24 protein-coding genes are annotated in these 26,242 nt (G+C 68.2%); 10 read left to right on the top strand and 14 right to left on the bottom strand.

The window, feature by feature from the left end; genetic code table 11:
* The first annotated feature begins 49 nt into the window (after positions 1–49).
* Genes pilM through Q1W26_RS14085 form a run of 5 tightly spaced genes read left to right on the top strand, consistent with a single transcriptional unit; the run spans position 50 to position 3,974 of the window.
* Positions 50–1,162 (top strand): pilus assembly protein PilM, encoded by a 1,113-nt coding sequence (gene pilM, locus Q1W26_RS14065; protein WP_300441357.1) that lies wholly within the window; start codon positions 50–52, stop codon positions 1,160–1,162.
* A complete protein-coding gene (locus Q1W26_RS14070; protein WP_300441360.1) occupies positions 1,149–1,748 on the top strand; it encodes a hypothetical protein in 600 nt (199 codons plus the stop codon). The genes pilM and Q1W26_RS14070 overlap by 14 nt, the downstream gene beginning before the upstream one ends.
* Positions 1,745–2,302, top strand: coding sequence for a hypothetical protein (locus tag Q1W26_RS14075; protein ID WP_300441363.1), 558 nt, complete (start codon positions 1,745–1,747; stop codon positions 2,300–2,302). The genes Q1W26_RS14070 and Q1W26_RS14075 overlap by 4 nt, the downstream gene beginning before the upstream one ends.
* Positions 2,299–2,661, top strand: a complete 363-nt coding sequence (locus Q1W26_RS14080) for a hypothetical protein (RefSeq protein ID WP_300441368.1) — start codon at positions 2,299–2,301, stop codon at positions 2,659–2,661. The genes Q1W26_RS14075 and Q1W26_RS14080 overlap by 4 nt, the downstream gene beginning before the upstream one ends.
* Complete coding sequence (locus tag Q1W26_RS14085) at positions 2,658–3,974, top strand: secretin N-terminal domain-containing protein (protein ID WP_300441372.1); 1,317 nt, start codon at positions 2,658–2,660, stop codon at positions 3,972–3,974. The genes Q1W26_RS14080 and Q1W26_RS14085 overlap by 4 nt, the downstream gene beginning before the upstream one ends.
* Before the next feature lie 55 nt (positions 3,975–4,029).
* Here the strand turns inward: Q1W26_RS14085 and Q1W26_RS14090 are convergent, their stop codons facing one another.
* From Q1W26_RS14090 to Q1W26_RS14110, 5 genes are all read right to left on the bottom strand, one after another.
* On the bottom strand, positions 4,030–4,209 hold the full coding sequence (locus tag Q1W26_RS14090; protein ID WP_300441375.1) for a hypothetical protein: 180 nt from the start codon (positions 4,207–4,209) through the stop codon (positions 4,030–4,032).
* A 261-nt stretch (positions 4,210–4,470) separates the two neighbouring features.
* Positions 4,471–5,040: a nucleotidyltransferase family protein gene (locus Q1W26_RS14095; RefSeq protein WP_300441378.1), complete on the bottom strand. Its 570-nt coding sequence runs from the start codon at positions 5,038–5,040 to the stop codon at positions 4,471–4,473.
* A 4-nt stretch (positions 5,041–5,044) separates the two neighbouring features.
* On the bottom strand, positions 5,045–6,043 hold the full coding sequence (locus Q1W26_RS14100) for an XdhC family protein (protein ID WP_300441380.1): 999 nt from the start codon (positions 6,041–6,043) through the stop codon (positions 5,045–5,047).
* Positions 6,044–6,076: 33 nt separating this feature from the next.
* Positions 6,077–8,281 carry a xanthine dehydrogenase family protein molybdopterin-binding subunit gene (locus tag Q1W26_RS14105; RefSeq protein WP_300441383.1) on the bottom strand — a complete coding sequence of 735 codons (2,205 nt, stop codon included), beginning with the start codon at positions 8,279–8,281 and terminating at the stop codon, positions 6,077–6,079.
* Between the two features lie 10 nt (positions 8,282–8,291).
* Positions 8,292–8,750, bottom strand: a complete 459-nt coding sequence (locus Q1W26_RS14110) for a 2Fe-2S iron-sulfur cluster-binding protein (protein WP_300441386.1) — start codon at positions 8,748–8,750, stop codon at positions 8,292–8,294.
* A gap of 233 nt (positions 8,751–8,983) precedes the next feature.
* On the opposite strand from Q1W26_RS14110, the gene Q1W26_RS14115 reads away from it, so the two are divergent.
* Positions 8,984–9,904 carry an AraC family transcriptional regulator gene (locus Q1W26_RS14115; protein ID WP_300441389.1) on the top strand — a complete coding sequence of 307 codons (921 nt, stop codon included), beginning with the start codon at positions 8,984–8,986 and terminating at the stop codon, positions 9,902–9,904.
* A 35-nt stretch (positions 9,905–9,939) separates the two neighbouring features.
* Here Q1W26_RS14115 and Q1W26_RS14120 read toward each other — a convergent pair whose 3' ends face one another.
* The 4 genes from Q1W26_RS14120 to Q1W26_RS14135 all read right to left on the bottom strand — a co-directional run bounded on the left by Q1W26_RS14120 (position 9,940) and on the right by Q1W26_RS14135 (position 15,999).
* Positions 9,940–11,160, bottom strand: a complete 1,221-nt coding sequence (locus Q1W26_RS14120; protein WP_300441392.1) for a DUF2252 domain-containing protein — start codon at positions 11,158–11,160, stop codon at positions 9,940–9,942.
* A 102-nt stretch (positions 11,161–11,262) separates the two neighbouring features.
* Positions 11,263–13,116, bottom strand: coding sequence for a 5'-nucleotidase C-terminal domain-containing protein (locus tag Q1W26_RS14125; protein WP_300441394.1), 1,854 nt, complete (start codon positions 13,114–13,116; stop codon positions 11,263–11,265).
* A gap of 75 nt (positions 13,117–13,191) precedes the next feature.
* The gene (locus Q1W26_RS14130; RefSeq protein WP_300441397.1) at positions 13,192–15,204 is read right to left on the bottom strand and encodes a ferrous iron transporter B; all 2,013 of its coding nucleotides are present in this window, start codon (positions 15,202–15,204) and stop codon (positions 13,192–13,194) included.
* Between the two features lie 135 nt (positions 15,205–15,339).
* Complete coding sequence (locus Q1W26_RS14135) at positions 15,340–15,999, bottom strand: response regulator transcription factor (protein WP_300441400.1); 660 nt, start codon at positions 15,997–15,999, stop codon at positions 15,340–15,342.
* A gap of 113 nt (positions 16,000–16,112) precedes the next feature.
* Here Q1W26_RS14135 and Q1W26_RS14140 point away from each other — a divergent pair, with 113 nt between their 5' ends.
* The 4 genes from Q1W26_RS14140 to Q1W26_RS14155 all read left to right on the top strand — a co-directional run bounded on the left by Q1W26_RS14140 (position 16,113) and on the right by Q1W26_RS14155 (position 21,462).
* Positions 16,113–18,182 (top strand): TonB-dependent receptor, encoded by a 2,070-nt coding sequence (locus Q1W26_RS14140; protein WP_300441403.1) that lies wholly within the window; start codon positions 16,113–16,115, stop codon positions 18,180–18,182.
* Between the two features lie 6 nt (positions 18,183–18,188).
* The gene (locus Q1W26_RS14145) at positions 18,189–19,115 is read left to right on the top strand and encodes an ABC transporter substrate binding protein (protein WP_300441406.1); all 927 of its coding nucleotides are present in this window, start codon (positions 18,189–18,191) and stop codon (positions 19,113–19,115) included.
* Complete coding sequence (locus Q1W26_RS14150; RefSeq protein WP_300441409.1) at positions 19,112–20,989, top strand: ATP-binding protein; 1,878 nt, start codon at positions 19,112–19,114, stop codon at positions 20,987–20,989. Before Q1W26_RS14145 ends, Q1W26_RS14150 begins: the two co-directional genes overlap by 4 nt.
* Positions 20,990–21,054: 65 nt before the next feature.
* A complete protein-coding gene (locus Q1W26_RS14155; RefSeq protein WP_300441412.1) occupies positions 21,055–21,462 on the top strand; it encodes a PhaM family polyhydroxyalkanoate granule multifunctional regulatory protein in 408 nt (135 codons plus the stop codon).
* A gap of 30 nt (positions 21,463–21,492) precedes the next feature.
* On the opposite strand, the gene Q1W26_RS14160 is transcribed toward Q1W26_RS14155, so the two are convergent.
* The 5 genes from Q1W26_RS14160 to Q1W26_RS14180 all read right to left on the bottom strand — a co-directional run bounded on the left by Q1W26_RS14160 (position 21,493) and on the right by Q1W26_RS14180 (position 25,966).
* Entirely contained in the window at positions 21,493–22,398 is a 906-nt protein-coding gene (locus Q1W26_RS14160; protein WP_300441414.1) for an AEC family transporter, read from the bottom strand.
* 108 nt (positions 22,399–22,506) lie between these two features.
* The gene (locus tag Q1W26_RS14165) at positions 22,507–23,241 is read right to left on the bottom strand and encodes an anti-sigma factor (protein WP_300441417.1); all 735 of its coding nucleotides are present in this window, start codon (positions 23,239–23,241) and stop codon (positions 22,507–22,509) included.
* A complete protein-coding gene (locus Q1W26_RS14170; RefSeq protein WP_300441420.1) occupies positions 23,238–23,813 on the bottom strand; it encodes a sigma-70 family RNA polymerase sigma factor in 576 nt (191 codons plus the stop codon). Before Q1W26_RS14170 ends, Q1W26_RS14165 begins: the two co-directional genes overlap by 4 nt.
* A gap of 155 nt (positions 23,814–23,968) precedes the next feature.
* Complete coding sequence (locus tag Q1W26_RS14175) at positions 23,969–24,532, bottom strand: DUF3455 domain-containing protein (protein WP_300441422.1); 564 nt, start codon at positions 24,530–24,532, stop codon at positions 23,969–23,971.
* A 198-nt stretch (positions 24,533–24,730) separates the two neighbouring features.
* Positions 24,731–25,966, bottom strand: coding sequence for an AMP-binding protein (locus Q1W26_RS14180; protein WP_300441424.1), 1,236 nt, complete (start codon positions 25,964–25,966; stop codon positions 24,731–24,733).
* Positions 25,967–26,242: the final 276 nt, after the last annotated feature.

Raw genomic sequence — 26,242 nt, forward strand, 5'->3', positions numbered from 1 at the left:
GCGGCCCGTCTTCCTCAAGAAAACCCCCTTATCAGCCGATATGCATGCCATGGAGTACAAGGCTCTCTGGTCCTCGCTGCACGCCCGCTTTTCCGGCTGGAAAAGTGCGCCCCCCGCATTTGCGCCCGCCCCGCCGATCGGCTTCGATCTGGCGAGCGAGCGCCTGAACCTGGCCCAGCTGAGCCGCAGCGGCACGAATTCGAGCTGGCGGGCCGCGGCCAGCCTGCCCTACCCCACGACCCGCGCCGAACTCCTCGAAGACCCGCAGCGCTTTCGCGACTTCGTCCAGGGCGCCCTGCACAGCCACGGCTTTCGCGGCAGGCGCGTCGTCAGCGTGCTTCCGCCCGGCGACCTGCAAGTCATCTCCATCGACTACTCCACGCCCAACGGCCAGGACGACACCGGCGTGCTGCTGCGCACGCTCAAGGAACGCTTCAAGAACGGCCTCGACGACAGCGTGGTGGACATCATCCCGATCCGCCGCCCGGCCGAAAGCAACCTGCGCTCGGCGGTCGTCGCCGTCGCCCCGCGCGATCGGGTGCTGGCCCACCTGGCCCTGCTCCAGGCCGCCGGCCTTGAACCCCTGGCCATCGACATCGGCCCCGCCGCACTGGCCCGGGTGGCTCGCGCAGTCGTCGTCGATCAACCCCGCGCCAACCTGCTGCTGCTCAACTTCGGCACCCGCAGGAGCTACATGACCCTGCTGTGGGGCCGCCGCCTGATGTTCGACCGCCAGGCCGACTTCGGCGAACAAAGCCTCGCCGACACCCTTGCCCGCAACCTCGACCTCGCCCCCGAGCGGGCCCTGGCGCTGCTGCGCCGGCACGGCCTGCACAACCAGGGCGACGAAGTGGGCTCCACCATCACCGAACTGCTGCAACCCGATCTCCAGCAACTCGCCCACGAGGTCAACCGCGTGCTGATCTACTTCGCCTCCCAAACCCACGGTGGCTCGGTGGACAGCATCTACATCAGCGGCAGCATCGCCCGTCACCCGGGCGCGGCGGCATGCATCGGCCACCTGCTGGCCATGCCGGTCCACGTGCTCGACCCCTGGCAAATCGCCGGCAACCAACGCTCGCCCAAGGTCGAAACGCCGGCCGGCATGGCCGTCGCTGCCGGCCTGGCGCTGCGCGAGCCCGTCCGCCATGCCCGAAATTGACCTGATCCCCGCCTCCTGGCGGGCCGAACAGCGCACCCGGCGCGCCCTCCGCCGCGGCGCCATCGTGCTGGGCGGAATCGTGCTGGCCATCGCGGCCGGCCGCCTTGCGCTGGAATGGTCCATCCGCGAGCAGCAGGCCGCCATCCAGCAGGTCCAGGGCCTGCGCCGCGACGGCGAACGCACCACCGCGCAACTGGCCGCCCTGGAAGCCGGGCTCGCCGAAGCCCGCAGCCAGCAAGCCCTCATCGCCACGCTCAGGGGCGAAGGCTTCGTCGCCAGCGTCCTGCTTCCGCTGGACGAAACCCTCGGCGGTGACATCGGCTTCGACGAACTCATCTACGCCCGCCAAAGCCCCCTGCCCCTTCCCGGCAGCCCCACGCCGCCGCCGGTCGAAGCCAGCCTCGCCATCCGCGGCAAGGCCCCCCACGCCGCCGCCATCGGCGAATTCGCCGACGCCCTCGGCAAGGCCGGCCCCTGCACCAAACCCCGCATGACCCCGGGCAACGTCAAACGCTACACCCGCCTGGAGCTGCTGGAATTCACGCTCAGCTGCCCGGTCAAGGCCAGACCCGGAGGCAGCACATGATCAGCCAGCTCATCAAGCTCGACCCCCGCGTGCTGCGCCTGTGCCTCGTTGCGCTGCCGGCCATGCTCCTGCTGCTGGGCTGGAGCCATGTGCTGCGCCCGGCCTGGCAGGCCCGTCAGGCCGTCACCGCGCAAAACGTCGCCACCCGGCAGGCCCTCACCGAGCTGCCGGCCCGGCGCGCCCGGGCCGAGGCCCTCGCCCGCGAAGCCGCCACCCTCGACCACCTGCTCGACGCCCCCGAAACCGCCCCGACCCGCCTCGCCGCCACGCTCGACGGCCTGGCCCGCGCGGCCGGAATCGAACTGCAGCCGGTGTTCCCCGGCCAGCAATCCGAATTCGAAGGCATGCACGAAACCCGCTACGAACTCGAAGCCAGCGGGCCTTACCCGCAACTGGCCGCGTGGCTGGGCGCCATCGAAACCCGCCTCGGCAACGTCGCCATCCAGGAGGCGCGTTTCACCCGCCAGCCGACCAGCGACGCCATCAGCCTGCACCTGCGCCTGGCCGTGTATCGCCGCCCCGCCACCGCCCCGCTCACGCCGGACACGCCATGAAACGCCTCGCTCCGCTGATCGCGGCCCTGCTGCTGCCGAGCGCGCCGGCCCACGCCGAAAGCGCCACCACCGCGCTGCCCGTGCCGATCCGCCACAACCCCTTCCGCCGCCTGGCCGACAGCCCCCTTGCCACGGATGGCGCGGCCGCCCCGGCTCCCGCCGAATGGAAGCCGACCCTGCGCGGCGTGCTGCGGGCCGGACCCAATTCACTTGCCGACGTGGACGGCCAGATGGTCGCCATCGGCGAAAAACTCGACGGCCATCGCCTGCTGTCGGTCTCCGATTACCAGGCCGTTTTCGAAAAAGAAGGGCGCCGCGTCATCCTCGACATGCGCCGCCCCCAGGAGCCCAGACCGTGATCCGCCAACGTTCCGCCGCAGCCCTGCTGGCCCTTGCCCTGCTCGGCACCGGCCTGCCCCCCGCGTTTGCCGGCGAGCCTGCCGGCCCGCGCCGCATCAGCGTGAATCTGCGTGAAGTGCCGATCAACGATGTGTTCGAAATGCTCTCGCGCAACGAAAAAATCAATGTGCTGGTGGGCAAGGGCATCACCGGCAACATCTCGGTGAACCTCTACAACGTGAGCGCCGAAGACGCCGTGCGGGCCGTTGCCGAGGCCGGCGGCTACATCGCCGAGCGCCGCGGCGACACCTTCCAGATCGTCGAACGCAAGGACGCCGGCCTCGACGGGCTGTCGGGCAACAGCGTGCTGCGCACCTTCAAGGTCCAGTATTCCAACCCCAAGACCGTGGCCGACATCCTCACCAAGCACGTCTCGCGCTACGGCAAGATCACCCCGCTGCTCGAGCGCAACCTGATCGTCGTCGAAGACCAGCCGGCCTACGTGGAGCGCATTGCCGCGCTGCTCGAGCAGGTGGATCTGCAGCCGCGCCAGATCCTCATCGAAGCCAAGATTCTCGAAGTGCGCCTCGACCGCAACGAGGCCTTCGGCGTCGACTGGTCGAAGGTCGTGGGGGGCAGCAACCGCACATTCACCGGCGGCACCCGGGGGCTCGCCGACCGCGCCGGCAGCGGGCTGTTTTTCAGCGTGGTGAGCGACAACCTGAATATTTACCTGAGCGCCCTGGCCAGCAAGGGCCGCGTAACTACGCTATCGACGCCCAAGCTGCTGGCCCTCGAAAACCAGCAGGCCATCACCTCGATCGGCGACCAGACCGGCTACAAGGTCACGACGACGATCAACCAGGTCACCACCGAATCGATCCAGTTTCTCGAATCCGGCGTCATCCTGCGGGTCACGCCGTCCATCGACGAGCGCGGGCGCATCCTGATGAAGATCCACCCCGAGGTGAGCACCGCGTCGGTGAACAACAACATCCCGTCCAAGAACAGCACCCAGGTGAACACCACCCTGATCGCCGAGGACGGGCAGGCCATCTTCATCGGCGGGCTGATCCGCAACAGCAGCAACTACAAGCGCAGCGGCGTTCCGGTGCTCGGCGAAATCCCGGTGATCGGCGCGGCGTTTTCCCACTGGGACGACGGCGGCGTCAGCACCGAAACGGTCGTGGTGATCACCCCGCGCATCATCCGCGACGACCCCCCCGACGCGCTGGCCACCCGCACGTTGCGCCTCGACGACAGCGAACCGCCGCTCCTGCGCAGCGCCGCCAGCCTCGAAGCCTCCCTCGAGCAACTGCGCCCGCGAGATTAAGGGATCACGTTGAAGCACAGCGCTTGCGGCTGCGCTTCAACCCACCGGGCCTGCCTCAGGCCGTCGCGCCAGCGGGGTGGCTGGCGGCAACTTCCTCGTGTTCCCACTCGGCAACGGTTGCCGACAGCAGACGGGCCTTTTCGTGGGCATCCGGGGCGTGGTGATGTTCGGCCTCGAAATGTTCCAGGGCCTCGTGGCAGGCTTCGGCCTTGGTGGCAGCGTGGGTGTGCGGCATGGTGAAACTCTCTTTCTGGTCATCTGAAGACAAGGCGCAGGCCAGGGCGGAGCCCGGAAAACCGGCGAATCCGCGCGTATGGGCAAGGCCGTTATGTTGCAATGCAACATAACCATTTTAACGAAGTGGAATGCCCCGGGGCAAGCGCCCGGAAGCCAGGACACGCGCAAAAATTCCGCAGTGCAGCCAAAAAGGAATCGCTGCAGACCCGCAGCAACCACGGCCCGAGGCTGAAAAGGCCCGCTCTACACCAGGCCCGGCTCAGGGCGGGATGTCGCCCGGACGATCCACGTCCTGCAGCACGCCGGGATCGGCAGTGTAGATCCGGCGCAGCAGGCCCCGATTGCCGCCGATGACGGCCCGCGCGCCTTCGTCGCCGGTGAGCGCCAGCAGTTCGGGCCGCCAGCGGGCCGCAAAGCCCACCGGGTGGCCACGCTGGCCATCGACGAAAGCTGCGGCCAGGGCGGCGCCCTCGGCCAGGGCATCCGCCACGCGGCGGAGGGTGACGGGCTGGATGAAGGGCATGTCGGCCAGCGTCACCAGCCACCCGGTTGCGTCCGGGCTGGCGGCGACGCCGGCGGCGAGGGTGTGGCCCATGCCGCCGCAGGATTCAGGGCTGAACACGATCTCCAGCCCTTCCGCGGCCAGCAGGCCGGCGAGCACGCCCTGCTCGGGCCGCAGCACGGCAATGCTGCGCGGGCAGACGCCCCGCAGCGTACGCGCCGAAACCACCGCCATCGGAGTGCCGCAGGCCAGCGGGTGGAGCAGCTTGTCGCTGCCGAAGCGCGTCCCCTGCCCGGCCGCCAGCAGCAGGCCAACGACGCCGGCCACCGGGCTAGCCGATTCCGCAGCCGGAGCCGGCCGGCATCGCGCTTTCCGGCCGGGCGAGCGTCACGCCGTTTTTTACGGCGGTCATCTCGGCCAGGATGGATACCGCGATTTCAGGCGGCGTGCGGCTGCCGATGTACACGCCGATGGGGCCGTGAAGACGTTCGACCTCGGCGCTCGAGAGGTCGAAGTATTTGAGCAGGCGCTCCTTGCGGGCCGCGTTGTTCACCCGCGAGCCCAGCGCCCCCACGTAAAAGGCCGGCGACTTGAGCGCTTCGAGCAGGGCCATGTCGTCGAGTTTGGGGTCGTGGGTGAGGGCGACGATGGCGGTGTGGGGGTCGGGCAGCATGTCGAGAACCACGTCGTCGGGCATGCCGGCAAGCAGCGGTGCGCCGGGCACGTCCCATTCGGTCGAATATTCCTCGCGCGGATCGCACACAGAAACCGCGTAATCCAGCGCCTGGGCCATGGGCGCCAGGTAACGGGCGATCTGCCCGGCACCAATGATCAAGAGGCGCCAGTGGGGGCCGTGAAGGGTTGCGAGGCGCTGGCCATCCCATTGCAGGGTTTCGCCGCGGCAGGCATCGACGATGCGCACCGCGCCGCCGGCCAGATCCACCTCGCGGCGCACCAGCTGGCCGGCCTCGATGCGGGCCGCCAGATCCGCCAGCCGGGCCGCCTCGGGGGCCGGCTCGACGACCAGCTCCAGGGTGCCGCCACAGGGCAGGCCAAAGCGGGCCGCCTCGTCGCGGGTCACGCCATAACGGAGCACGAAGGGCTGGCTGCCGCCGATGTGACCACCCCGCATGCGGGCGATCAGATCGTCCTCGACGCAGCCGCCGGACACCGAGCCCTGCACCCGGCCGTCGTCCCGCAGGGCCATCCAGGCCCCCGCCGGACGGGGCGCCGAGCCCCAGGTGCGGGCCACGGTCACCAGCGCCGCCCGCCGCCCCTCGCCCATCCAGCGGCGCAGGGCGGCGAGAACCTGCAGATCCTGGCTGTCCATGTCAGGACGCCTTCAGGCTTTGTATCTGCATGCTCAGGCCTTCAGCTCGTCGGTACGGAAAGGCATCCGCGTGAGCCACTTGCCGGTGGCCGCGGCAATCGCGTTGGCCACGGCCGGCGCCACGGGCGGCACGCCGGGCTCGCCGATGCCGGTCGGCTTTTCGGCCGAGGCGACGATGTGCACGTCCACCCTGGGCATCTCGTTGATGCGGATCGGCGCGTACTCGCCGAAGTTGCCCTGCTCGACCACGCCGTCCTTCAGCGTGATTTCGCCGTGCAACGCCGCCGACAGCGCAAAGCCCACCGAGCCTTCGATCTGCGAACGGATGTTGTCCGGGTTGATGGCCATGCCGCAATCCACCGCGGCCACGATGCGGTCGACCTTGACGCTGCCATCCGCCGCCACCGTGACCTCCGCCACCTGGGCGACGAAGGAATGGAAGGATTCATGCACCGCCACGCCCCGGCCGCGACGCTCGCCGGCCTTGCCCTTGGGCAGCGGCGTGCCCCAGCCGGCCTTGTCGGCGGCCAGGCGCAGCACGGCGGCGTGGCGCGGGTGGCTGGCGAGCAGCTTGAGGCGCAGGGCCACCGGGTCTTGCCCGCCTTCCACAGCAAGCCGGTCGAGGAAGGTTTCGGTGGAATAGGCGGTGTGGGTCGAGCCCACCGAACGCCACCACAGCACCGGCACATCGATGCCGGCGGGGGTGTGCAGTTCGACCTGCAGATTGGGAATGGCGTAGGGCAGCGTGGCGGCGCCTTCCACCGACAGGCCATCGACGCCGTCCTTGATCATGAAGCCTTCGAAGGGCGAACCCTTGGCGATGGACTGGCCCACCAGGCGATGACGCCAGGCGCGGATGCTGCCGTCGGCGTCCAGCGTGGCTTCGAGGCGGTGGTGGAACATCGGCCGGTAGTAGCCGGCCTTCATGTCGTCCTCACGCATCCACACCAGCTTGACCGGGGCCTTGGCGTGCGCGCCCTCGCCCAGCGCCTTGACGATGGAGGCGGCTTCGCGGATGTAATCCACCTTGGTGCTGGCACGCCGGCCGAAGCTGCCGCCAGCGTAGAGCATGTGGATGTTCACCTTCTCCGGCGGGAGATTGAACATGGCCGCCAGGGCGCCCTGGTCGACGGTCTGGAACTGCTCGCCATTCCACACGTCGAGGCCGTCGGCGGTGCGCTGGATGACGCAGTTCATCGGCTCCATGGCGGCGTGGGCCAGGTAGGGAAAGTCGTAGCTGGCACTGACTACCTTGCCGGCGCCGGCCAGGGCCGCGTTCGCATCGCCATCCTTGCGGGCGACCAGGCCGGGGGTTTGGCCGAGGGCCTGGTAACTGGCCCGCATTTCGTCGGTGCCGAGCTTGAAGGCCGCGCTGTCGTCCCATTCCACGGTCAGCGCGTCGCGGCCCTTTTTGGCTGTCCAGGTGTCCTTGGCCAGCACGGCCACGGCGCCGGGAATGGCGACCACGTCGATGACGCCCTTGATGGCCTTGGCCTTGCTGGCGTCGAACGACTTGACCTTGCCGCCAAAGCGCGGCGAGTGGGCCACCACCGCCACCAGCATGCCCGGCAGGTGCACGTCCTGGGTGAATTGGGCGCTGCCGTTGGTCTTGGCGAAGCTGTCCTTGCGGTTGGCGTGCTTGCCGATGAGGCGGAAATCCTTCGGATCCTTGAGCGTCACGCTGGCCGGCACGGCTTCGGCAGCAGCGGCTTCGGCCAGCTCGCCAAAAGTGGCCCTGCGCTTGCTGGCGGCGTGGCTGACGACGCCTTCACGCACCGTGATTTCGGCGGCCGGCACGTTCCAGCGCTTGGCGGCAGCGGATACCAGCATGGCGCGGGCGGTGGCGCCGGTCTGGCGCAGCTGGTCCCACGAATTGGCCATGGCGGTGCTGCCGCCGGTGCCCTGCATGGGGCCGAAGGCCAGGTTGTTGAAGCGCTTGGCGTCGGCCGGCGCGCCTTCCACCTTCACTTGCGGCCAGGCGGCGTCGAGCTCTTCGGCCACGATGGTGGCCAGGCCCGTGTAGGTGCCCTGCCCCATTTCGAGGTGTTTGGAGAGCACCGTCACGGTGTTGTCGGCACCGATGCGCAGGAAGGGCGTCGGCTCGAAGGGAGCGACGGCAGCCTGGGCCGCGGCGGCACCGGCCTTGGCGGCGAAGGCCGGCAGCGACAAACCGAGGGTGAGGCCGGCGGCGCCCTGCAGGAAGCCACGGCGGGAGAGGTTCTGGATGGGGTTGTTCATGGTCGACTCCTTACGCCAGGGCCTTGGCGGCTTCGTGGATGGCCGCGCGGATGCGCACATAGGTGGCGCAGCGGCACAGGTTGCCGGCCATGGCGGCGTCGATGTCGGCGTCGGTGGGGTGCTTCTTGGTGTTCAGCAGGCTGACCGCGCTCATGATCTGGCCCGACTGGCAGTAGCCGCACTGCACCACGTCGAGCTTGCGCCACGCCTCCTGCACGGCCCGGCCCACGCGGGAGCTGTCGGCGACTTCGATGGTGGTGATCTTCTTGCCGGCCACGTCGGCGACCGGCGTGATACAGGAACGGGTCGGCTGGCCATTCACATGAACGGTACAGGCGCCGCACAGGCCGGTGCCACAGCCGTACTTGGTGCCGGTAAGCAGCAGCGTATCGCGCAGGGCCCACAGCAGCGGGGTGTCGGGTTCGACGTCGACGCGCCGCGGCGTGCCGTTCACGGTGAGCTGGATCATGGTCAATCTCCGTTGGGGTGTTGCCTGTTGTTCCGGGGAGCCGGGGCAAGGTATGGGGCGATGCGCTCCGCACCGTCTGGTGCTGTCATGAAGCCAAATGTAGTCCATGGCTCGCTTTCAGGCATTGCAGAATCCTGTGAGATTATTGCCTGATTCTCCGAAACATTGCCCTGCCCGCGCTGACGGCAGCGAGAAGGCGCTAATCTCGGCGCTGCCGGCAAGAGGAAAAAACCATGACCGAATCAGGCCCTTCCACCCACACCCCGTCCTTGAGGCTGGATGCCGCCCGCGTTGCGCTGGCCGATCTCATTGAACGATATTGCCCCAGCGACGGCCCCAACCCGACGCCTGTCCCGGGCCTCAGCCTGTTCCGGGCATCCAGCACGAGTACGCCGATCTGCACCATTTACCGTTCGCTGCTGGCCATTGCCGCCCAGGGCACCAAACGCCTCAACCTGGCCGACGAGACCTTCCAGTACGACAGCCGGCATTACCTGATCACGTCGGTGGACCTGCCGGTGATGGGGCACATCACCGAAGCCTCGCCGGAGCGCCCCTATCTGTGCGCCGTGTTCGACATGGATGCCCGCAAGATCGGCGAGCTGGCCGGCACCCTGCAGTTGCCGCCGCCCCCGCCGGGAAGCGGCAGCCTCGGGCTGGGGGTCAGCCCGCTGACCGACACGGTGATGGACGCCGTACTGCGCATCGTCCGCCTGCTCGATACGCCGGAAGACATTCCGGTGCTGGCGCCGCTGTACGAGCAGGAGCTGCTGTATCGCCTGCTGACCGGCGCCCAGGGCCTGCGCCTGCGCAGCATCGCCGCCGCCGACAGCCAGGGCCACCGCACTGCGCGGGCCATCGAGTGGATCAAGGACAACTTCGACCAGCCCCTGTCCATCGACGCGCTGGCGGATGCGGCCAACATGAGCAAATCGTCGCTGCACCACCACTTCAAGGCCCTTACCGCCATGAGCCCGCTGCAGTACCAGAAGCAGCTGCGCCTGCAGGAGGCGCGCAAGATGATGCTGACCGAAGCCCTCGACGCCGCCACCGTGGCGCGCCGGGTCGGCTACGAGAGCCCGTCCCAGTTCAGCCGTGAATACCGGCGCCTGTTCGGCGCGCCGCCCCTGCGGGATATTGCGCGAATGCGCTGAACCTTGGTGGATGACCGAGCGCGTGCTGGCGGGCTTCAGCCCGGCTTCGCGCCCTCGGCCTCGCCAAAGGCTCCGTCGTCATAGGCCGTGCAATACGCGGCCCAATCCTTCTCCACCTGCCCGGCACACTCCCGCGCGGCCCCCAGCAGGGCCGTGCGCCACGCACCCTGGCCAAAGGCGATCAACTCGTCGGCAATCGCCGAGCCATCGCGCCCGCCGCTGCGCAACTGGGCGGAGGCAAGGATACGGCCCATCTCCGCGATAACCCCGCGCACGGCGTCGAAGCCGGAGCGCCCCTCGTCCAGGCTGATCCGGTCGCTGGTGGGCTGCAGATCCCGCAGCACGTAGGCGCGCTTTCCGACGCGGATCGGCTGGAGGAAGGCCGCGGAAACCGCCTGCATCCGCCGCTCCACTTCCACCACCCGTTCAGCCTGGGTTTTCCAGGCCGGCTGGGGCGTTTTGAGATACGGCGTGAGGGACGAGGGCAAGGTCTCCTTCAGGTCGAGCAGGTAATTGCCGTCCGGCGAATCCTTGCCGCGCACCAGGATCACGTAGCGATCGACGCCCAGGCTGCCGGTGCCGGCAATGCGCCGGGCCACGTCGAGGACTTCGTAAAAACGCGGATCGTCCCGGGATTCAGCCAGATCGCCGATGAGTTGCGTCACCGCTGCGCGCGCCTCGTCGCTGGCCGGCAGGGCCTTGCCGTTATCCACGCGCAGGCGGCGGCGCTTGCCCTTGAGCTCGGTCCGGCTGTCGAGAAAGGCCGGGCGCAGGCGCCCCTTTAGGCTGTCCAGCAGATCCCCGATCAGGCCGCGGGCGGTTTCCCGCTCGACCCAGCCGGCCTTGCCGGAAACCAGCGTCTGGCAATAGCCGTCGAGAAAGGCGTCGCAGAGTTCGCCGGCCTCTTTTTTCTTCACGTCCATCGACCCGGCGCCCACCAGCACGCTGGCCAGAAAACGCAGCAGATCCCAGCTGGCCGGGGCCAGCGCGGATTCGTCGAAGTCGTTGATGTCGAAATAGACCAGCCGGTTGTCGCCCTTGTAGCTGCCGAAATTCTGCAGGTGCAGATCGCCGCAGCACCACACGGCCGGCGCCTCGGCCAGCACCGGCGCGTCTGGCAGGCGGCGGTAGAACAGGTGGCAGGTGCCGCGCAGAAAGACGAAGGGGCTGGTGCGCATGTTGGCGTACTTGAGCGCCAGACGCTCCGGGTCGCGGCCTGCATTGAAGGTCTGGATTGCGTGAATCACGTCAGGCATGGCGGGGGGCTTTCGGGCAGAGGGAGTCACCCATGGTAGTCCACCCGCGAGAACGCACGAGGCCCCGTCGCAACGGGGCCTCGCCGGTCAAAGCGGAAACGCTCAGGGCGTTTCGATGTACTGCTGCGTGCTGCGGCTGGCGCTGGCCGGCCGGCTCAACGGCGAGTTGCTGCGGACGTACTGCAGGAAGGAATCCGCATAGTCGAGGAAGGTGTCTTCCCGCTGGGCGGCGGGGATGGTCTTCAGGGTGTCGTACTTGTCGCCGCCTTCCGCGGTGAAGTTGTTGGTGATGAGCCGGTAGCTGGCAGCGGGATCAAGAGGCTTCCAGTTGCCGCTGGCGTCACGCACCTCGGGGCTGCCGATGCGGCTGCCGCGGGCCTGGTTCATGTCGACGGTAAAGCGCATGCCGCCGGTGTAGGGGTAAGCGCCGGTGCCGGTGCCGTTGATCACGGAATCGACGCCGTCTTCCAGCGCGGCCTTCATTTGCGCCCCCGTCAGCACGAGCCGGTAAAGGGTGTTCTTGAAGGGCAGCAGTTCGAAGACCTTGCCGACGGTGATGTTGCCGGCGCCGATATCCACCCGCACGCCTCCGGCGTTCTGCAGGCTGATGTCGGCCCCGCCAAAGCGCTTGCCCTGTTCCAGGAAAGCGTCGGCCACCATTTGCTGGATGTCGCCGCCCTGGGCGATCACGGTGGCGTCGAGGTTGCAGACGTCGCCCAGCCGGGAGCGGGTGGTGTCGCGCTTGGTGCCGGGCACGCGGCGCAGGCACAGGTTGTCGTTGGTGACACCGGCGATCTGCAGGCCGAGGGCATCCTTGGCGGCCTTGTAGGGGGCGAGCACGGCGGCCGCGGCGGCCGACGGGGTGGTGATGCGGAACACGCCGGACGCATTGAGCTGGCTGCGGAAGGCCGCCGCGTCGGCATCCGATGCCGTCGTCGCGCCGAGCTTGTAGGTGTCGCCCAGCAGCACTTGCGGGTTGCCGCTGCAGCGGGTGATGTTGCCTGCGCCGTCAAACTTCACCTGCAAGGCGCCGACCGCGTAGGAATACTGCCAGGCCTGGGCGATGCACACCGGCTTGCCGTCCTTGTCGGTGGCAGCCGTCGGGTAGGCGCCCGACGGGGTGAGGCCGAAGCCGGTCATGCTGTCCGGCCCGAGCAGGGTGTGCGAATCGCCACCGACGATCACGTCGACGCCGGAAAGCCGGGGCGCGATGGCCTTGTCGGCCGCGTAACCGAGGTGGGACATCAGCACGATCTTGTTCACGCCCTTGCCCCGCAGCGCGTCGATGGCCGCCTGGGCGCCGGTCGCTTCGTCGAGAAATTCGGTGGAGGCGTCCGGGCGGGAGGCGAACCGGGTCTTGTCCTTGACGGTGAGGCCGACGATGCCGATCTGCTGGCCGTCATTCTCGACGATGGAATAGGCGGCGATGCGGCCGGCCAGCGCGGTGCCGGCTGCGGGCTTGACGTTGGCGGAGAGCACCGGGGTGCGGCAGGCGCCGGCATGCAGGAAGTCGATGAACTTGACCAGGCCCGCATCGGCGCTGTCGAACTCGTGGTTGCCGAGGGTAAAGGCGTCGAAGCAGACCGTGTTCATCATGTCCGCGTCGGCCTTGCCTTCGCTCTGGGTGAAATACAGGTCACCGGTCACGGCGTCGCCGGCGTGCAGCTTGAGCACGTTTTTCTGGCCGGCAGCGAGCGCCTCGATGGCGGCGGTGACGCGGGCAAAGCCGCCCAGTTCCACCGTCACCGCCTTGCTGGCGCCGGCTGCGTCCTTGAGCGTGAGGGTCGTCGTCTCGGCGTCGAGGCGCGAGTGGTGGTCGTTGATGTGCAGGATCGTCAGATCCAGCGGAGCCGGGCTGGAACCCGTACCGCCGCAGGCAGCGAGCGTAAGCGCACACAGGGAAACGGCCAGGGCCGGCATGGACAGCGGAGTTCGGAGGGTTTTCATCGGGGTCATCAAAGGTTTCGGATACCCACGAGGCTAGGTGCCTCCGGTTAAGCCCGTGTGAAACCCCGACGCCCGACGCAAAAATCAGATCAACACATTCACCGCCTGCAGCACGATCCGGCACAGGGCCGCGACGCCCAGCGCCACGGCCACCGACAGGCCCAGCGAAAACAGCGCGTCGCGCCGGCCGATGGTCTTGAGCATCACCGCGAAGGTGGACACGCAAGGCACGTAGAAGGTGAGGAAAACCAGGAAGGTGGCGATCTGCACCCAGTCGAGGAGCGGCGCGATGTCCTGGGTGCCAAGGGCCTGATACACCATCAACAGCGACAGCTCCTTGCGCAGGACGCCGAACAGGATGGGCACCCCGAGCACCACCGGCAGGCCCAGCCACCAGTGGGTCACCGGCAGCAGCAGCGTGTTGATGATGTCGTCGGCCCCAAAGTGGGCCAGCAGCGCCAGCACCACGCTGCCCAGCACCAGCAGCGGCGTGACGATGGTCAGGATGTCGCTGGTGCGCTCCCAGGTGATGGCCAGCAGGCGCCGCCACTGGGGCATGGCGTAAGGCGGAATGGCCTGGATCATGCCGGGGCTGGCCTGCACATAGCGGCGCGTGAGCAGCTTGCCGGCCACCGCGATGATCAGCATGGTGAGCAGGAAGATACCCAGCACGCCGCCCCAGCCCAGGTATTTGCCGCCAATGGCCAGCACGATGGCCGAGCGCGCCGAGCACGGCACGAAGGTGATCAGCAGCGAGGCGACGATGCGCTCCCGCCCGCTCGAGCTGGCCGCCACCGCCGACAGCGCCGGCACGTTGCAGCCGAGCCCCAGCAAAAAGGGCACCGCCACGCCGCCGTGCAGGCCGATGCGGTGAAAGCCCCGGTCAACCACAAAGGCAACCCGGTGCATGATGCCCGACTCTTCAAGGCTCACCAGCAACAGCACCAGCGGCAGCATGTAGGGCACGACGATGCCCACCAGGCCCACCAGGCCGTCGGCCACCGCACGCCCCACCACCCCGGCGGTGGTGTCCGGCTCCCACTGCCCGACCCACGCCGCCAGGGGCGCCGAGGTGAGCGCATCGAGGCTGGTGCTGACCTCGAAAACCATGAACAACACCAGCGCGAACACGGCCAGGGTGCCCACCAGGCCCCAGCGCGGATGCAGGAAGAGGCGGTCGAGGGCGCGCTTCCAGCCGGCTTTCTCGGCGGCGTGGCCGAGGCGGGTCACCCGCTCGTGGAGCGCCGCGGCGCGGTAATGCCGATCGGCGAAGATTTCTTCGGCCAGCGGGCGCGGCAACTGGCGGGCCGCCTCGGCGCGGGCAGCCTCGACGGCCGGCACCAGTGCCGGAAAACGCCGCACCATTTCGGCAGCGAACCAGGTTTCGCCGCGCGCAATCTGGGTCAGCAGCAGCGAGCGGGGCACCCGGAAGGCGGCCTCCACGTCGGGCTGGTCGAGAATGGCATTGAGGGGAGCAAGGGCCTTGCGCAGGTGCGGGCCGGGCGACTGGGACAGCGGGCAACGCCCAGCGCGGAGCAGTTCGAGCGCGGTTTCGAAAAGGCTGCCGATGCCCTTGCCCATGTGGGCAACCGTGGGCACGACCGGCACGCCAAGGGCTTCCGAGAGCGCCGCGACGTTGATGTAGATGCCCTTTTCGCGGGCCTCGTCCAGACGGTTGAGGGCAATCACGAGGGGCCTGCCGAGCTGGCAGAGCTCCTGGGCAAAAGCCAGATTGGGTTCGAGGGCGGTGGCATCGACAACCTGGATCAGCAGGTCCGGGGCCTTGAAGCCCGCGGCACCATCGAGGAGTGCGCTCAGCACCAGGCGGTCGGCGTCCTCGAGATCGTGAAAGGTTTTGAGCGGCGGCAGATCGACCAGCGTGGCCTGCTCGAGACCGATATTCACCTGGCAGGTACTGAAGGACAGGTCGCTGCCGGCAAGGGCGCCGGCCTCGACCGAGGTGCTCGATGCGGCCTGGAAAATCGTGCTTTTGCCGGTTCGCGGCAGGCCCACCAGGGCGATCTGCGGGCGCCGGGCCCCACGCAGCAGGGTGCGCGGCAGCGGCACCCGGGCAACAACCGGAGCGGACGCTCCCATCACATCACCTGCCCGTCAAATCGCATCATCGAAAGCCGCCTGATCCTGAGCCAATGCCCTCGATTATATGCGAGAATAAGAACCATTCGCAAAAACAAGCGGGACTCACGAGTCAGGCCGGCACGAATGCTCCCGTCAGACCCGCAGGCCGGCGCGGGTCATCAGCAGCAGGGCCTGGGCGCGACTGGTAACACCGAGCGCGCGCAAGATCGCCGAAACATGCACCTTGACGGTACCTTCAGACAAGCCAAGAAACTCGGCGATATCCCGGTTCGACTTGCCCTGTGCCACCAGTTCGAGCACCCGGCCTTGCGCCGCGGTGAGCTGGAAGCGCTCGGCGAAAGCCTGGCTGGCCCGCCGGTTACGGTTGCCGCCGTCGACACCGGTACTGGTGCCGGTGGAGGCTTCGGGGGTGAACACACCCCCGGCAAGAACCGTTCGCACGGCCTCGATGAGCGTGTTGCTCGGGCTGGCCTTGGAAACAAAACCCGACGCACCGGCCTTCATCGCCCGGTGCACCGATTCCCGGTCGTCGAGCGCCGAAACCACCAGCGCCGGAACATCCGGAAAGCGCTTGGCAATCACGCCAAGCAGCGAAAAGCCGTTGATTTCCGGCAGCATCAGGTCGACCACCAGCAGATCGCAATCCGGGTCGGCCTCCAGCAGCGCCAGCGCGTCGGTGGCATTGCTCGCCTGCTGGCAATGCACACCCTCACCCACCTGGGCAAGGGTAAGCGCCAGGGCTTCCCTCACCAGCACATGGTCCTCGATAATCAGAATACGTGTCTGCATCATGGCCAGCAATTTAATGCGGGTAAAACCGGTTTCGGTAGGTGGCCGCAGTTTAGCCTACCCAGCCCCGCCCAAAACGTACAAAATCGCGGTTTGAGAGCCGATATGGCAAAACCATGCCGACGCCCCGAAGAATCCACCGCCCCGCAACGCCTGCCCGCGCCACGTCCCTCCTGCTGATGCTCCTGCCATTGATGGCGCAGACCCACGCTGCCGCCGACGAGGCAGAGCATCTGGGCGACCTGCCTGTCGTGCTGTCGGCTACCCGCCTGTCCCAGGCGCCGGCCGACGCACCCGGCGCGGTCACGGTCATCGACCGGGCGATGATCCGCGCCTCCGGGGCCCGCGACATCCATGAGCTGTTTCGCCTGGTGCCCGGCTTCCAGCTCGGCATGCACACCGGCAACCAGCCCCTCGTCACCTACCACGGGCTCTCCGACGACGCGCCCCGGCGCATGCTGCTGCAGGTGGACGGCCGCTCGGTGTATTCGCCCTACCTGATCTCCGGCGTCGAGTGGAACCAGATCGGCGTCGATATCGACGACATCGAGCGCATCGAGGTCTTCCGCGGCTCCAACTCGGCCGCCTACGGCAGCAATGCCTTTCTCGGTGTCGCCAACATCATCACCCGCTCCACCTCCGAAACCCTCGGCACCGCCGTTCGTTACCGCGCCGGCGACGGCGGGGTCAACGATGTGGCGGTTCGGGTCGGCAGACAGCTTGGCGACGTGGCCCTGCGCCTGCGCGCCTCGCGCAACTACGACCACGGCTTTGCCGAGCTGAACGACTGGCGCAAGTCCGAACTGGCCACGCTCAACGCCGACTGGCGCATGGGCAGCGACAACTCCCTGGATTTCCAGGCCGGCTGGACCAACACCGACAGCGGCACCGGCAAGGAGGACAACCCCACCGACCCCGAACGCACCAGCCGGATTTCCACCAGCTTCGGCCTGCTGCGCTGGCGCCACGCCCCCGCGCCGGGCGAAGAGCTGACCCTCACCTACTACCACCAGGAAGAAAACGGCCGCGACGTCTTCGACCTCGCCGTGCCGATTCCGCCCAGCACCTCGGGGCTGCCGGTCACGCTGAACATTCCCTTCCACTTCAACTACAACTTCAAGGCCCTGCGCGACGACATCGAGCTTCAGCGGATCACCAGCCTGGCCCCTTCGCTCAGGGCGGTGATCGGCGCCGGCGTGCGGGTCGACCGCATCACCGCGCCCATCCGCTTCAACTCGGGCGAGAGCGTTCGCAACGCGGTGAACCACGCCTTCGGCACCCTCGAATGGCGGGCCTCGCCGCGCTGGCTGTTCAATGCCGGCGCCATGATCGAGGACAATTCCCTCACCGGCAGCTCGCTGGCACCGCGGGCATCGGCCAACTACAGCGTCTCCGACACCCAGACCTGGCGCCTCTCGGTCAACCGCTCCAACCGCAACCCCACCGCCTTCGAGCAAAAATCCAGCATGATTTTCTCGAACTCGGCAGCGGTCTCCACGCCCCGCGGAGCCATCCCGGCCGGCACCGCCATCTCGCAAACCTTCCGCCCCTCGCCGGGCCTGCAAGCCGAGCGGGTCACCACCTACGAGCTGGGCTACCTCGCCCACCTGCATCCGCTGAACGCAACCCTGGACGCGCGCCTGTTTCTCGAACGCGCCCGCGACCTGATCGAAATGAACCTCGAGCGCTCCAGCGCGGGCCTCATCCCGCGCAACAACACCCGTTATTTCGACAACACCGGCAAGGCCGACATCCGCGGGCTGGAAGTGGCCGCCACCTGGCGTCCGGGCCTCAACACCTGGCTCACCCTGCAGCACACCGAGCTGCGCATCGACGGCCCGTCGATCAACGCCGCCGACGCCGCACGCCGCCCCAGCGAATGGGTCGAATACACCGCACCGCGCCACAGCTCGACGATCTTCGGCGCCTGGGAATTCCACCCCCGGTGGCAGCTCAGCGTTGCCAAACACTGGATCGGCTCGATGAGCTGGTACCAGGATGCCGAGCACCGCACCAGCATGTACCGCCAGCTCGACGTGCGTCTCGCCCACCGCCTGCCGCCCTCCTTCGGCCGCGGCGAGATCGCCATCAGCGCACGCAACATCGACGGCCCCGACCAGAGCTATGCCCCCGGCACCTCGTGGTGGGGCAGCCGGATCTTCGGCTCCCTGAGCCTCGAACTCTGAGCCCTGATGTTTCTGCTGCGGCTTGTCCTCTTCAGTGTCCTGTTCGCCATCGCCGGCGGACTGGCGCTGCCTGCCCGGGCGGCGGGGGTCATCCTCGTCCTGTCGGAAGAAAGCAGCGCCTTCAGCGAAGCCGCCGAAGCCCTCACCGCCGAGCTTCGCAGCGCCGGCCACCGCCCCCAGACCCTCACCGTCCCGCTGCGCGCCGACGATGCCGCCGCCCTCTCCGGCACCCCGCTGATCGTCACCCTCGGCACCCGCGCCGCACAAGCCGTGTCCGGCCTCGCCCCGCGCACCCTCGTGCTGCACACCCTCCTGCCCCGCAGCGCCTTTGAAAAGCTGCCAGGCAAGGGCGACGACAGCCGCCGCACGTCGGCGGTCTTCATCGACCAGCCCGCCGCGCGGCAGATCGAACTGCTGCGCATCGCCCTGCCGGAATGGTCACGGGTCGCGCTGGTGGTTGGCCGTGAAAGCAGCGAACTGGGCGCCCGCCTGCAGGCCAGCGCCCGCGACAAACGGCTGCGCCCGATGCTCGAAACCGCCAGTGGCGAGAGCGACCTCTACCCGGCCCTGCAACGCATGCTTGTCGAACCGGCGGTGCTCCTGGCCGTCCCCGACGCCAGCCTGTTCAACAACCGCACCATCTCCAACATCCTGCTCACGGCCTATCACCACCGCTCGCCGGTGATCGGCTTTTCGCCCGCCTACGTCAAGGCCGGCGCGCTGCTGGCCCTTTACAGCACCCCCGCCCAGATCGGCCAGCAGGCCGGCGAAGTGGCCCGCCAGGGGCTCGCCAGCGGCAGCCTGCCGCCCCCCGCCGCGCCACGTCACTTCCGCATCGGCACCAACCCCTACGTGGCGCGCTCGCTGGGCATCGGCCTCGAAGACGCCAGCGTGCTGCAGGAGCGCCTCGAACGCGCCGAGGGCACCCCGTGATCGGCATCAACAGCCTCGACATCCGCGCCCGGGCGATCCTCATCGCCGTGCTGCCGACGATGGTCATGGCGTCGGTGCTGATTGCCTACTTCACCAGCTCCCGGCTCTCCGACCTCGAGGAAGTCCACATCCAGCGCGGCAAGGCCCTTGCCCGCCAGCTGGCCGCCGCCAGCGAATACGGCGTGTTTTCGGGCAACCTGGAAAGCCTGCGCAAACTCAGCAACGCGATCGTCATCGAAAAGGACGTGGTTCGCGTGGTGGTCATCAGCCCTCAACAAGAAATTCTTGCCGAGAGCGCCTCCCCCGAACGCGCGGCGAGCGACACCACCCAGCCGCTGCGCTTTCGCGAGCCGGTCACCGGGCCGGGCGTCAACATCGAAGACCCCTTCCTCGAGAACACCGACATCGGCCCGCCGCCCGCCGCCGGACAGCGCGGTGAAGTGCTCGTCGAAATGACCCGCGACTCCCTGCGCTCCGAAGAACGCCGCGTGCTCAGAAACGCCTTCCTGATGGTCGTCGCCGTGCTGATCGCCAGCATCGCCCTGGCCCTGCGCTTCAGCCGCGGCATTTCCGGCCCGATCCTGCGCATCGCAAGCACCGTCAGCCGCTTCGGCCAGGGCGAACTCACCGCCCGCGTCCCGGTGGAAGGGGGCAAAAGCCTGCGCAACCTGGCCGAAGGGGTCAACGACATGGCCGACAAACTGGGAGCCTCGCGGGAGGACCTGGAGCGCCAGATCAAGGCCGCCACCTGCGAACTCCTCGAAAAAAAGGACGAAGCCGAACGGGGCAACCGGGCCAAGACCCGCTTTCTCGCCGCCGCCAGCCACGACCTGCGCCAGCCCATGCACGCCCTCGGCCTGTTCGTCGCCGAGCTGGGCCAGAAGCCCCACGCCCCCGATACCCGCCGCCTGGTCGAACAGATCGCCGTCTCCGCCGAAACCATGGAGAACCTGCTCGACAGCCTGCTCGACATCTCGCGCCTCGACGTCGGGGTGCTCGACCGCCAGATCAAGCCCTTTCCGCTGCAACCGCTGCTCGAACGCATCGACGTGGACTATCGCCGCGAAGCCGACATGCGCGGCCAGCGCCTGCGCCTGCGGGCCACCAGCCTGTGGGTCGAAAGCGACCCGCTGCTGCTCGAACGCATCCTCCACAACCTCATCAGCAACGCGCTCCGCTACAGCCCCGGCGGCACCGTGCTGCTGGCCTGCCGCAAACGCGGCAGGCGGGTTCGCATCGAAGTGCGCGACAACGGCCCCGGCATTGCGCCCGAGGCCCAGGAGGCGATCTTCCAGGAGTTCGTCCAGCTCGATAACCCCGAGCGCAACCGGGCCAAGGGCCTGGGCCTTGGCCTTGCCATCGTGCGCCGGCTCACCGACCTGCTGAACCACCCGCTGTGGCTGCAATCACACCCCGGCAGGGGTTCCCTCTTCGCCGTAGAACTGCCCGCCGCCGCGCCGGGCCTGCTCGCCGAAGGCAAGCAGCCGGCGCCCGGCCACGCCCTCAACGGACTGCACGTGGTCCTGGTGGACGACGACGAACTGGCCGTTGCCAGCACCGTCGGGCTGCTCGAATCCTGGGGCTGCGAAGTCACCGCGGCCGACAGCGAGGCCGGCATCCTCAAAGCGCTGCAGCACGCCGCGACACCACCGGACATCATCCTCAGCGATTACCAGATCGCCGCCGCCGACGGGCTCGAGATCATCCGGCAACTGCGCGCCCATTTCGGCCTGCCGATCCCGGCCATCATCCTCAGCGGCGACACCTCGTCGGCCACCGCCAGCGCCGCCCAGCAGGCCGACATTCCCCTGCTGCACAAGCCCGTTCGCCCGGCCAGGCTGCGCGCCCTGCTGCAGCGCAAAACCCAAGGCTGATGCAGGCCGGGCATGCTTCAGTTAAGATCATCGGGTTAGACCACAACCAGACAAGGGGGCGAGCAATGAGCACTGAAAACAACGCGCAGGATCCTATGGAATTCATGCGCAACATGTGGAGCAAAATGGGCTTCAGTCTCCCCGGCATGGTCACGCCCACTCTCGACGTGGACGAACTCGACAAGCGTATTGCCGACATGAAGGCCGTCGAAAACTGGCTCAAGATGAACCTCAACACCCTGCAGATGGCCACCCAGGGCCTTGAAATGCAGCGTGCCACCATTGCCGCCATGCAGGCCATGAGCAAGGTGGCCGCCGAAAGCGGCAGCACCGAACCCGGCCATGCCAGCGCCTTCACCAATGGCATGTGGCCCTGGAACATGATGCAAGGCGCCGCCGCCGACGCGGCCAAGGCGGCCGCGGCTCCCGCGCCGGCAACCCCGGCCAAGGGCCGAGCCAAGGACAGCAAGTAACACACCCCGGCCCCGGCGCCCGCCGGGGTTTCAGGCGGCGCTGCCGAGCAGCGTCAGCCAGGCCGTCAGCGTGACGGCCGCCGCCACCGTCGTGGCAGAAATCAGCCAGGCCACCCCCGGCCCGTCGCCGCCCATGCGCATGGCCAGAATGTAGGCCGACGAAGCCGTCGGCAAGGCCGCAAAAATGACCGCCGTCGCAAAGGCGATTCCCGTCAGCCCGAATACACTCGCCAGCCCCCAGGCCAGCGCCGGCAAGGCCAGCAGCTTGACCGCGCACAGATAGGCCGCGCCCAGTCGCCCGCCCTCCTCGCTGCGCCCAACCCGCAGCGCAGCGCCCACGGCCAGCAGGCCGAGCGTGACCGCCGCATCGGCCAGCCGCTGCAAAAAGGGCACGACCGGCGCCGGCAACTGGGCCCCCGACAGGTTGAAGGCCATGCCGGCCAGAGTTGCGATGATCAGCGGATTGCGGGCCAGTTCCCGCCCCAGCCGACCCTGCCCGTGATGGGCCAGCAGCGTCACCGCCGCCATGTTGGCGAAGGGCACCATCGCACCGCACAGTGCGCCCATGCTTGCCACCCCGGCCGCCCCCGCAAACTTGCCGGCCACCGCAATGCCGATATAGGTGTTGAAGCGGTAGGCGCACTGCACCCGCGAGGCAAAGGTCATGGCCCCCGGCCCCAGCAGCGGCCGCCCGAGAAGCCCCAGTACCAGCCCGCCGGCCATGGTCAGCAGGCCCACCACGAAGAGCGGCCCCATCACGGCCAGGTCGATGGAAGCCCGCGCCAGGGCATGAAACAGCAGTGCCGGAAACAACACAAAGTAGACCAGCCGCTCGACTCCGGGCCAGAAACCGTCGCCCAGCCCGGCAAAGCGCCGCAAGGCCACGCCAAGGGCGATCAACGCAAAATCAGGCAGCAGGAGCAGGAAACTCTGCACGGCGGATCAGGAACGGACGGAGGGGAAAAGCGTCATCCGGCAAGTCTGACAGAAGCGGCCAGTGGGCAGGATCAGGGCTCTCCACAACCCGCGCCTGCGCGACAGGGCCTACAGGACCTGCACCGCACGCCCGATGTAACGGATCGGCCCGGTAGGCCGGCCGGTGGGCGAACCGCTACGCGGCTCGAGGGTCAGCTCGAAAAGCTGGTTGGGCTGGAGCGCCGGCAGCTGGCCCGCCGGCACCTTCAGGCTCTGGCCCGGCTTGACCAGGCCGAGGGATACCGGAGCGCTCCAGTTGTCGGCCTTGGTCCAGAACTGCAGGGCCTTGTCGGCCGGCACATCCACCGCGCCCAACGGAATCAGCTCGATCTGGCGTGACGCACCGGCCTGCACCACCCAGCCCGGTGCCTTGTCGTCGGGGGCCACCAGCACCACCATGAAGCGGGTGACCGGCGGCGGCTCGACCAGGCGCGTAAGGAGCAGCGCCGCCAGCAGGGCCGCGGTGGCAAAGCCACCCGCGGTCAGGCCGCGCCACAGGGCCAGATTGTTCCAGTCGCGCCACCAGGGCTTAGGCTGGCCGACCCGGCGCGGCGCAGTATCAAGGGCATCGAGGCTGCGCTCGACACGTCGCCACAACTGCGGCGACGGCGTCACCGGTTCGGCGAGCCCGGCCAGTGGCAGCAGGCGATCTTCCCACGCCTGAACGGCAGCCCGCAGCTCGGCGTCGGTGCCGAGCCGGGCCTCCACGCCGCGCCGGCTGGAGGCAGACAAGGTGCCCAGCACGTACTCGCCGGCCAGTTCGTGGATGTCGGGCGAAATTCCGGGCGGCGGTTTGCTGCTCATGCCATGCACTCCCGCAGGGCGGCCAGGCTGCGCTTGATCCAGGCCTTGACGGTGCCCAGCGGAGCATCGAGCCGCCGGGCGATTTCGCCATGGGAAAAACCATCCACATAGGCGTGAAGAATGCAGTTGCGGCGCACCGGCTCCAATTGTTCGAGGCATGGCCCGATGCGCCCGGCGCTGTCCTGCCAGGCGAAAGCGTCGGCCATGTCGTGCCAGGCTTCGAGGGACGCCCGGGCATCGAGCGCGGCGGCGGTTTCGTCGTCCACCGCCACTTCCCGGTGGCCGTCACGCACCGCATTGAGGGCGAGGTTGCGGGCCACGCTGTAGATCCAGCCACGGGCCGAGCCCAGTGTGCGCTCGAAGCTGGCCGCACGGGTCCAGATGTTCACACAGGCGTCGTGCACGATGTCCTCGGCCAGCGCCCTGTCGCGCACGATGCGCTCCACCACCCCCAGGAGGCGCGCGCCCTCCTGCGCATACAACCGCTGCATGGCCGCGCGGTCGCCGGCCGCGCAGGCGGCCAGGGTTGCCTCGTAATCGAATTCGGAGAAGGAGCGGGAGGACAGGGACACGGTCGGGGGACGGGCTCAGGAGGGCGGGCAGCATTGATCTTACCCGAGGCCCGCCCTCCGGCGAGCGCCCGCCGCGTTCAAGAAAACGCCGGGCCGCCCCAGGTCTTCCTGTCTCCCACGGGAGGCGGGCGGGGCGTAGCCCGGCCCCGGGGCACTCAGAGCGCTTTCCAGAAAATGTAGTCCGCCTGATAGCCCACCGTCTCGCGCTTGCCCTTGTCGGCGACGCTGCAAACGGCAGCCGGCGCAACCCCGCCCTTCAGGGCCACGCGCTGGATGTAAGTCACGCCGGTCAGCGCGCCGTTACCCATCGCCGGGTTGGCCTTGACCAGCTGGTAGGGCAGGTTGCCGGCACCGGACGGCACCACGGCCAGCTGGGTGGCGGTCAGCTTCGAGCCGTCCAGGGCTTGCCAGGTGGCGGGCGGGCCGTAGTAGCTGCCCACCGGCGTGCCGGCGCGATCCTTCAGCACCGCCTTCGGGCCCACGAAGACCCATTCGGCCTGGCCGGGCATGCCGGCCTTGTCACGGCATTCGTAGGTGATTTCGCCGCTGCCCACGGTTTCCCAGGCTACCTTATGCCCGGCCGGAACCTTGATCGTGTCGGGCAGTTGATCCTGGCTGAAGCCGGACGTCAGCGTGCCCATCGAAGAGCAGGCGCCCAGCAGCACGGTGGTGGCGACGAGGCCAAGGCGGGAGACGAGACGGGTGGGGGTCGTTTTCATGGTGATTCTCCGTAGGGATGAGGGGGAAATAAACGCAGCTTTTTGCGCTGCTACTTCCACTACCCGCCAGACCCCGCTTTGGATGCACGCCGCTGAAAATATTTTTTTGCCCGCAGCCCGCGGCGACGCCATCCCGCCGTCCACGAAAAAGCGCCGGACAACCGGCGCTCTCAAAAAACCCGTTCCGCCAGGGCCGGTTTATTCGTACTTGCGCACGTCGTCGATAACCTTTCCGTCGTTGGCGAGGCTGCCCGGGGCGCAAAAACTGACCTCGCCACGCAGCTTGGTGAGATCGCGGATCGACGCGGCAACGCCCTCGGCCAGCCCTTCGACCGGTTGGGCCAATTCGCAGTGCAGGGTCATGCGGTCGTTGTGGTCCGGGTTGTCCACCACCAGCCGGCCGCGGCCAAGCTCCGGGTGACGCTTGAGCACCGCCACCACCTGACCGGGATGCACGAACATGCCCTTGACCTTGGTGGTCTGGTCGGCCCGCCCCAGCCAGCCCTTGATGCGGGTGTTGCTGCGGCCGCAGGGCGAAGCGCCGGGCAGAACCGCCGACAGATCGCCGGTGCCAAAGCGGATCAGCGGGTAATCGGGGTTGAAGCTGGTCACCACCACCTCGCCCACCTCGCCGGGCGCCACCGGCTCGCCGGTGCCTGGGCGCACGATTTCCAGCAGGATGTCCTCATCCAGCACCAGCCCTTCGCGGGCCGGGGTTTCGAAGGCAATCAGGCCGATGTCGGCGGTGGCGTAAGCCTGGTAGGCCTGGATGCCGCGGGCCGCCAAAGCCTCCCGCTGGCTGGGCGGAAAGGCCTCGCCCGACACAAAGGCCTTCGTGAGGCTGTCGATCTTCACCCCCAGCTCGTCGGCCTTGTCGAGAATGATGCGCAGGAAGGACGGCGTGCCGGCGTAGGCATCGGGCCGCAGGTCGAGCATCGCCGCCACCTGCTGCTCGGTCTGCCCCACCCCGGCCGGAAACACCGTGCAGCCGAGGGCGTGGGCGGCCGTCTCGGTCATCGAACCGGCCGGCGTGAAGTGATACGAAAACGTGTTGTGAACCAGGTCCCCCGCCCGAAAGCCCGCCGCGTAGAACGCCCGCGCCAGCCGCCAGTAATCCTTGCGCGTGCCTTCCGGCTCATAGATCGGGCCGGGCGAGGCGAACACGCGGGCGCAGCCCGTGCCCCATTTCACCGCAGCAAATCCGCCAAAGGGCCGGGCGCCCTTCTGAAGCTCGAGCAGTTCGGACTTGCGCACCACCGGCAGGCCGGCCAGCGCTTCGCGGGTGGTGATGGTGGCCGGGTCCACGTCCTTCAGCAGCGCGGCGAAGGCCGGGGCATTGGCCTTGGCGTGGGCGATCTGCGCCGGCAGGCGGGCCAGCAGGTCACTTTCCCGGTCCAGGGGGTCGCGGGTTTCACGGGCGTCGTAGTAGTTCATGATTTCTCCGCGAGCGGAAAGTTGTTCTTTTGGGGAGTCGAAGCGGGTTCGACCTTGTTTTTCAGCGTTACTGAACGGCGTTCCGTTGTTCCACGTTACGTTGGCGGGGTCGCGCCCCCGCGGGCGCCCTACTTTCTTGCTTCGCCAAGAAAGTAGGCAAAGAAGGCGACCCGGCTTCACCGGTCGGCCTGCGGCCGACTCCCCTGCGCTGCTCACAACGTGCGGCCGGCGCAGAACTCGCCCTTCGGGCTCAGACAGCTGCGCCGGACTTCCCCG

The organism is Zoogloea sp. (genome assembly GCF_030157465.1).
Lineage (GTDB): Bacteria > Pseudomonadota > Gammaproteobacteria > Burkholderiales > Rhodocyclaceae > Zoogloea.

What these genes read in the sequence shown, in the direction of transcription:
- Q1W26_RS14140 (WP_300441403.1), top strand. Translation starts at nt 16,113, where the DNA reads ATGCCGACGCCCCGAAGAATCCACCGCCCCGCAACGCCTGCCCGCGCC.
- Q1W26_RS14110 (WP_300441386.1), bottom strand. Translation starts at nt 8,750, where the DNA reads ATGATCCAGCTCACCGTGAACGGCACGCCGCGGCGCGTCGACGTCGAA.
- Q1W26_RS14130 (WP_300441397.1), bottom strand. Translation starts at nt 15,204, where the DNA reads ATGGGAGCGTCCGCTCCGGTTGTTGCCCGGGTGCCGCTGCCGCGCACC.
- Q1W26_RS14180 (WP_300441424.1), bottom strand. Translation starts at nt 25,966, where the DNA reads ATGAACTACTACGACGCCCGTGAAACCCGCGACCCCCTGGACCGGGAA.
- Q1W26_RS14120 (WP_300441392.1), bottom strand. Translation starts at nt 11,160, where the DNA reads ATGCCTGACGTGATTCACGCAATCCAGACCTTCAATGCAGGCCGCGAC.
- Q1W26_RS14135 (WP_300441400.1), bottom strand. Translation starts at nt 15,999, where the DNA reads ATGATGCAGACACGTATTCTGATTATCGAGGACCATGTGCTGGTGAGG.
- pilM (WP_300441357.1), top strand. Translation starts at nt 50, where the DNA reads ATGGAGTACAAGGCTCTCTGGTCCTCGCTGCACGCCCGCTTTTCCGGC.
- Q1W26_RS14145 (WP_300441406.1), top strand. Translation starts at nt 18,189, where the DNA reads ATGTTTCTGCTGCGGCTTGTCCTCTTCAGTGTCCTGTTCGCCATCGCC.
- Q1W26_RS14175 (WP_300441422.1), bottom strand. Translation starts at nt 24,532, where the DNA reads ATGAAAACGACCCCCACCCGTCTCGTCTCCCGCCTTGGCCTCGTCGCC.
- Q1W26_RS14125 (WP_300441394.1), bottom strand. Translation starts at nt 13,116, where the DNA reads ATGACCCCGATGAAAACCCTCCGAACTCCGCTGTCCATGCCGGCCCTG.
- Q1W26_RS14165 (WP_300441417.1), bottom strand. Translation starts at nt 23,241, where the DNA reads ATGAGCAGCAAACCGCCGCCCGGAATTTCGCCCGACATCCACGAACTG.
- Q1W26_RS14155 (WP_300441412.1), top strand. Translation starts at nt 21,055, where the DNA reads ATGAGCACTGAAAACAACGCGCAGGATCCTATGGAATTCATGCGCAAC.
- Q1W26_RS14080 (WP_300441368.1), top strand. Translation starts at nt 2,299, where the DNA reads ATGAAACGCCTCGCTCCGCTGATCGCGGCCCTGCTGCTGCCGAGCGCG.
- Q1W26_RS14115 (WP_300441389.1), top strand. Translation starts at nt 8,984, where the DNA reads ATGACCGAATCAGGCCCTTCCACCCACACCCCGTCCTTGAGGCTGGAT.
- Q1W26_RS14090 (WP_300441375.1), bottom strand. Translation starts at nt 4,209, where the DNA reads ATGCCGCACACCCACGCTGCCACCAAGGCCGAAGCCTGCCACGAGGCC.
- Q1W26_RS14100 (WP_300441380.1), bottom strand. Translation starts at nt 6,043, where the DNA reads ATGGACAGCCAGGATCTGCAGGTTCTCGCCGCCCTGCGCCGCTGGATG.
- Q1W26_RS14075 (WP_300441363.1), top strand. Translation starts at nt 1,745, where the DNA reads ATGATCAGCCAGCTCATCAAGCTCGACCCCCGCGTGCTGCGCCTGTGC.
- Q1W26_RS14070 (WP_300441360.1), top strand. Translation starts at nt 1,149, where the DNA reads ATGCCCGAAATTGACCTGATCCCCGCCTCCTGGCGGGCCGAACAGCGC.
- Q1W26_RS14105 (WP_300441383.1), bottom strand. Translation starts at nt 8,281, where the DNA reads ATGAACAACCCCATCCAGAACCTCTCCCGCCGTGGCTTCCTGCAGGGC.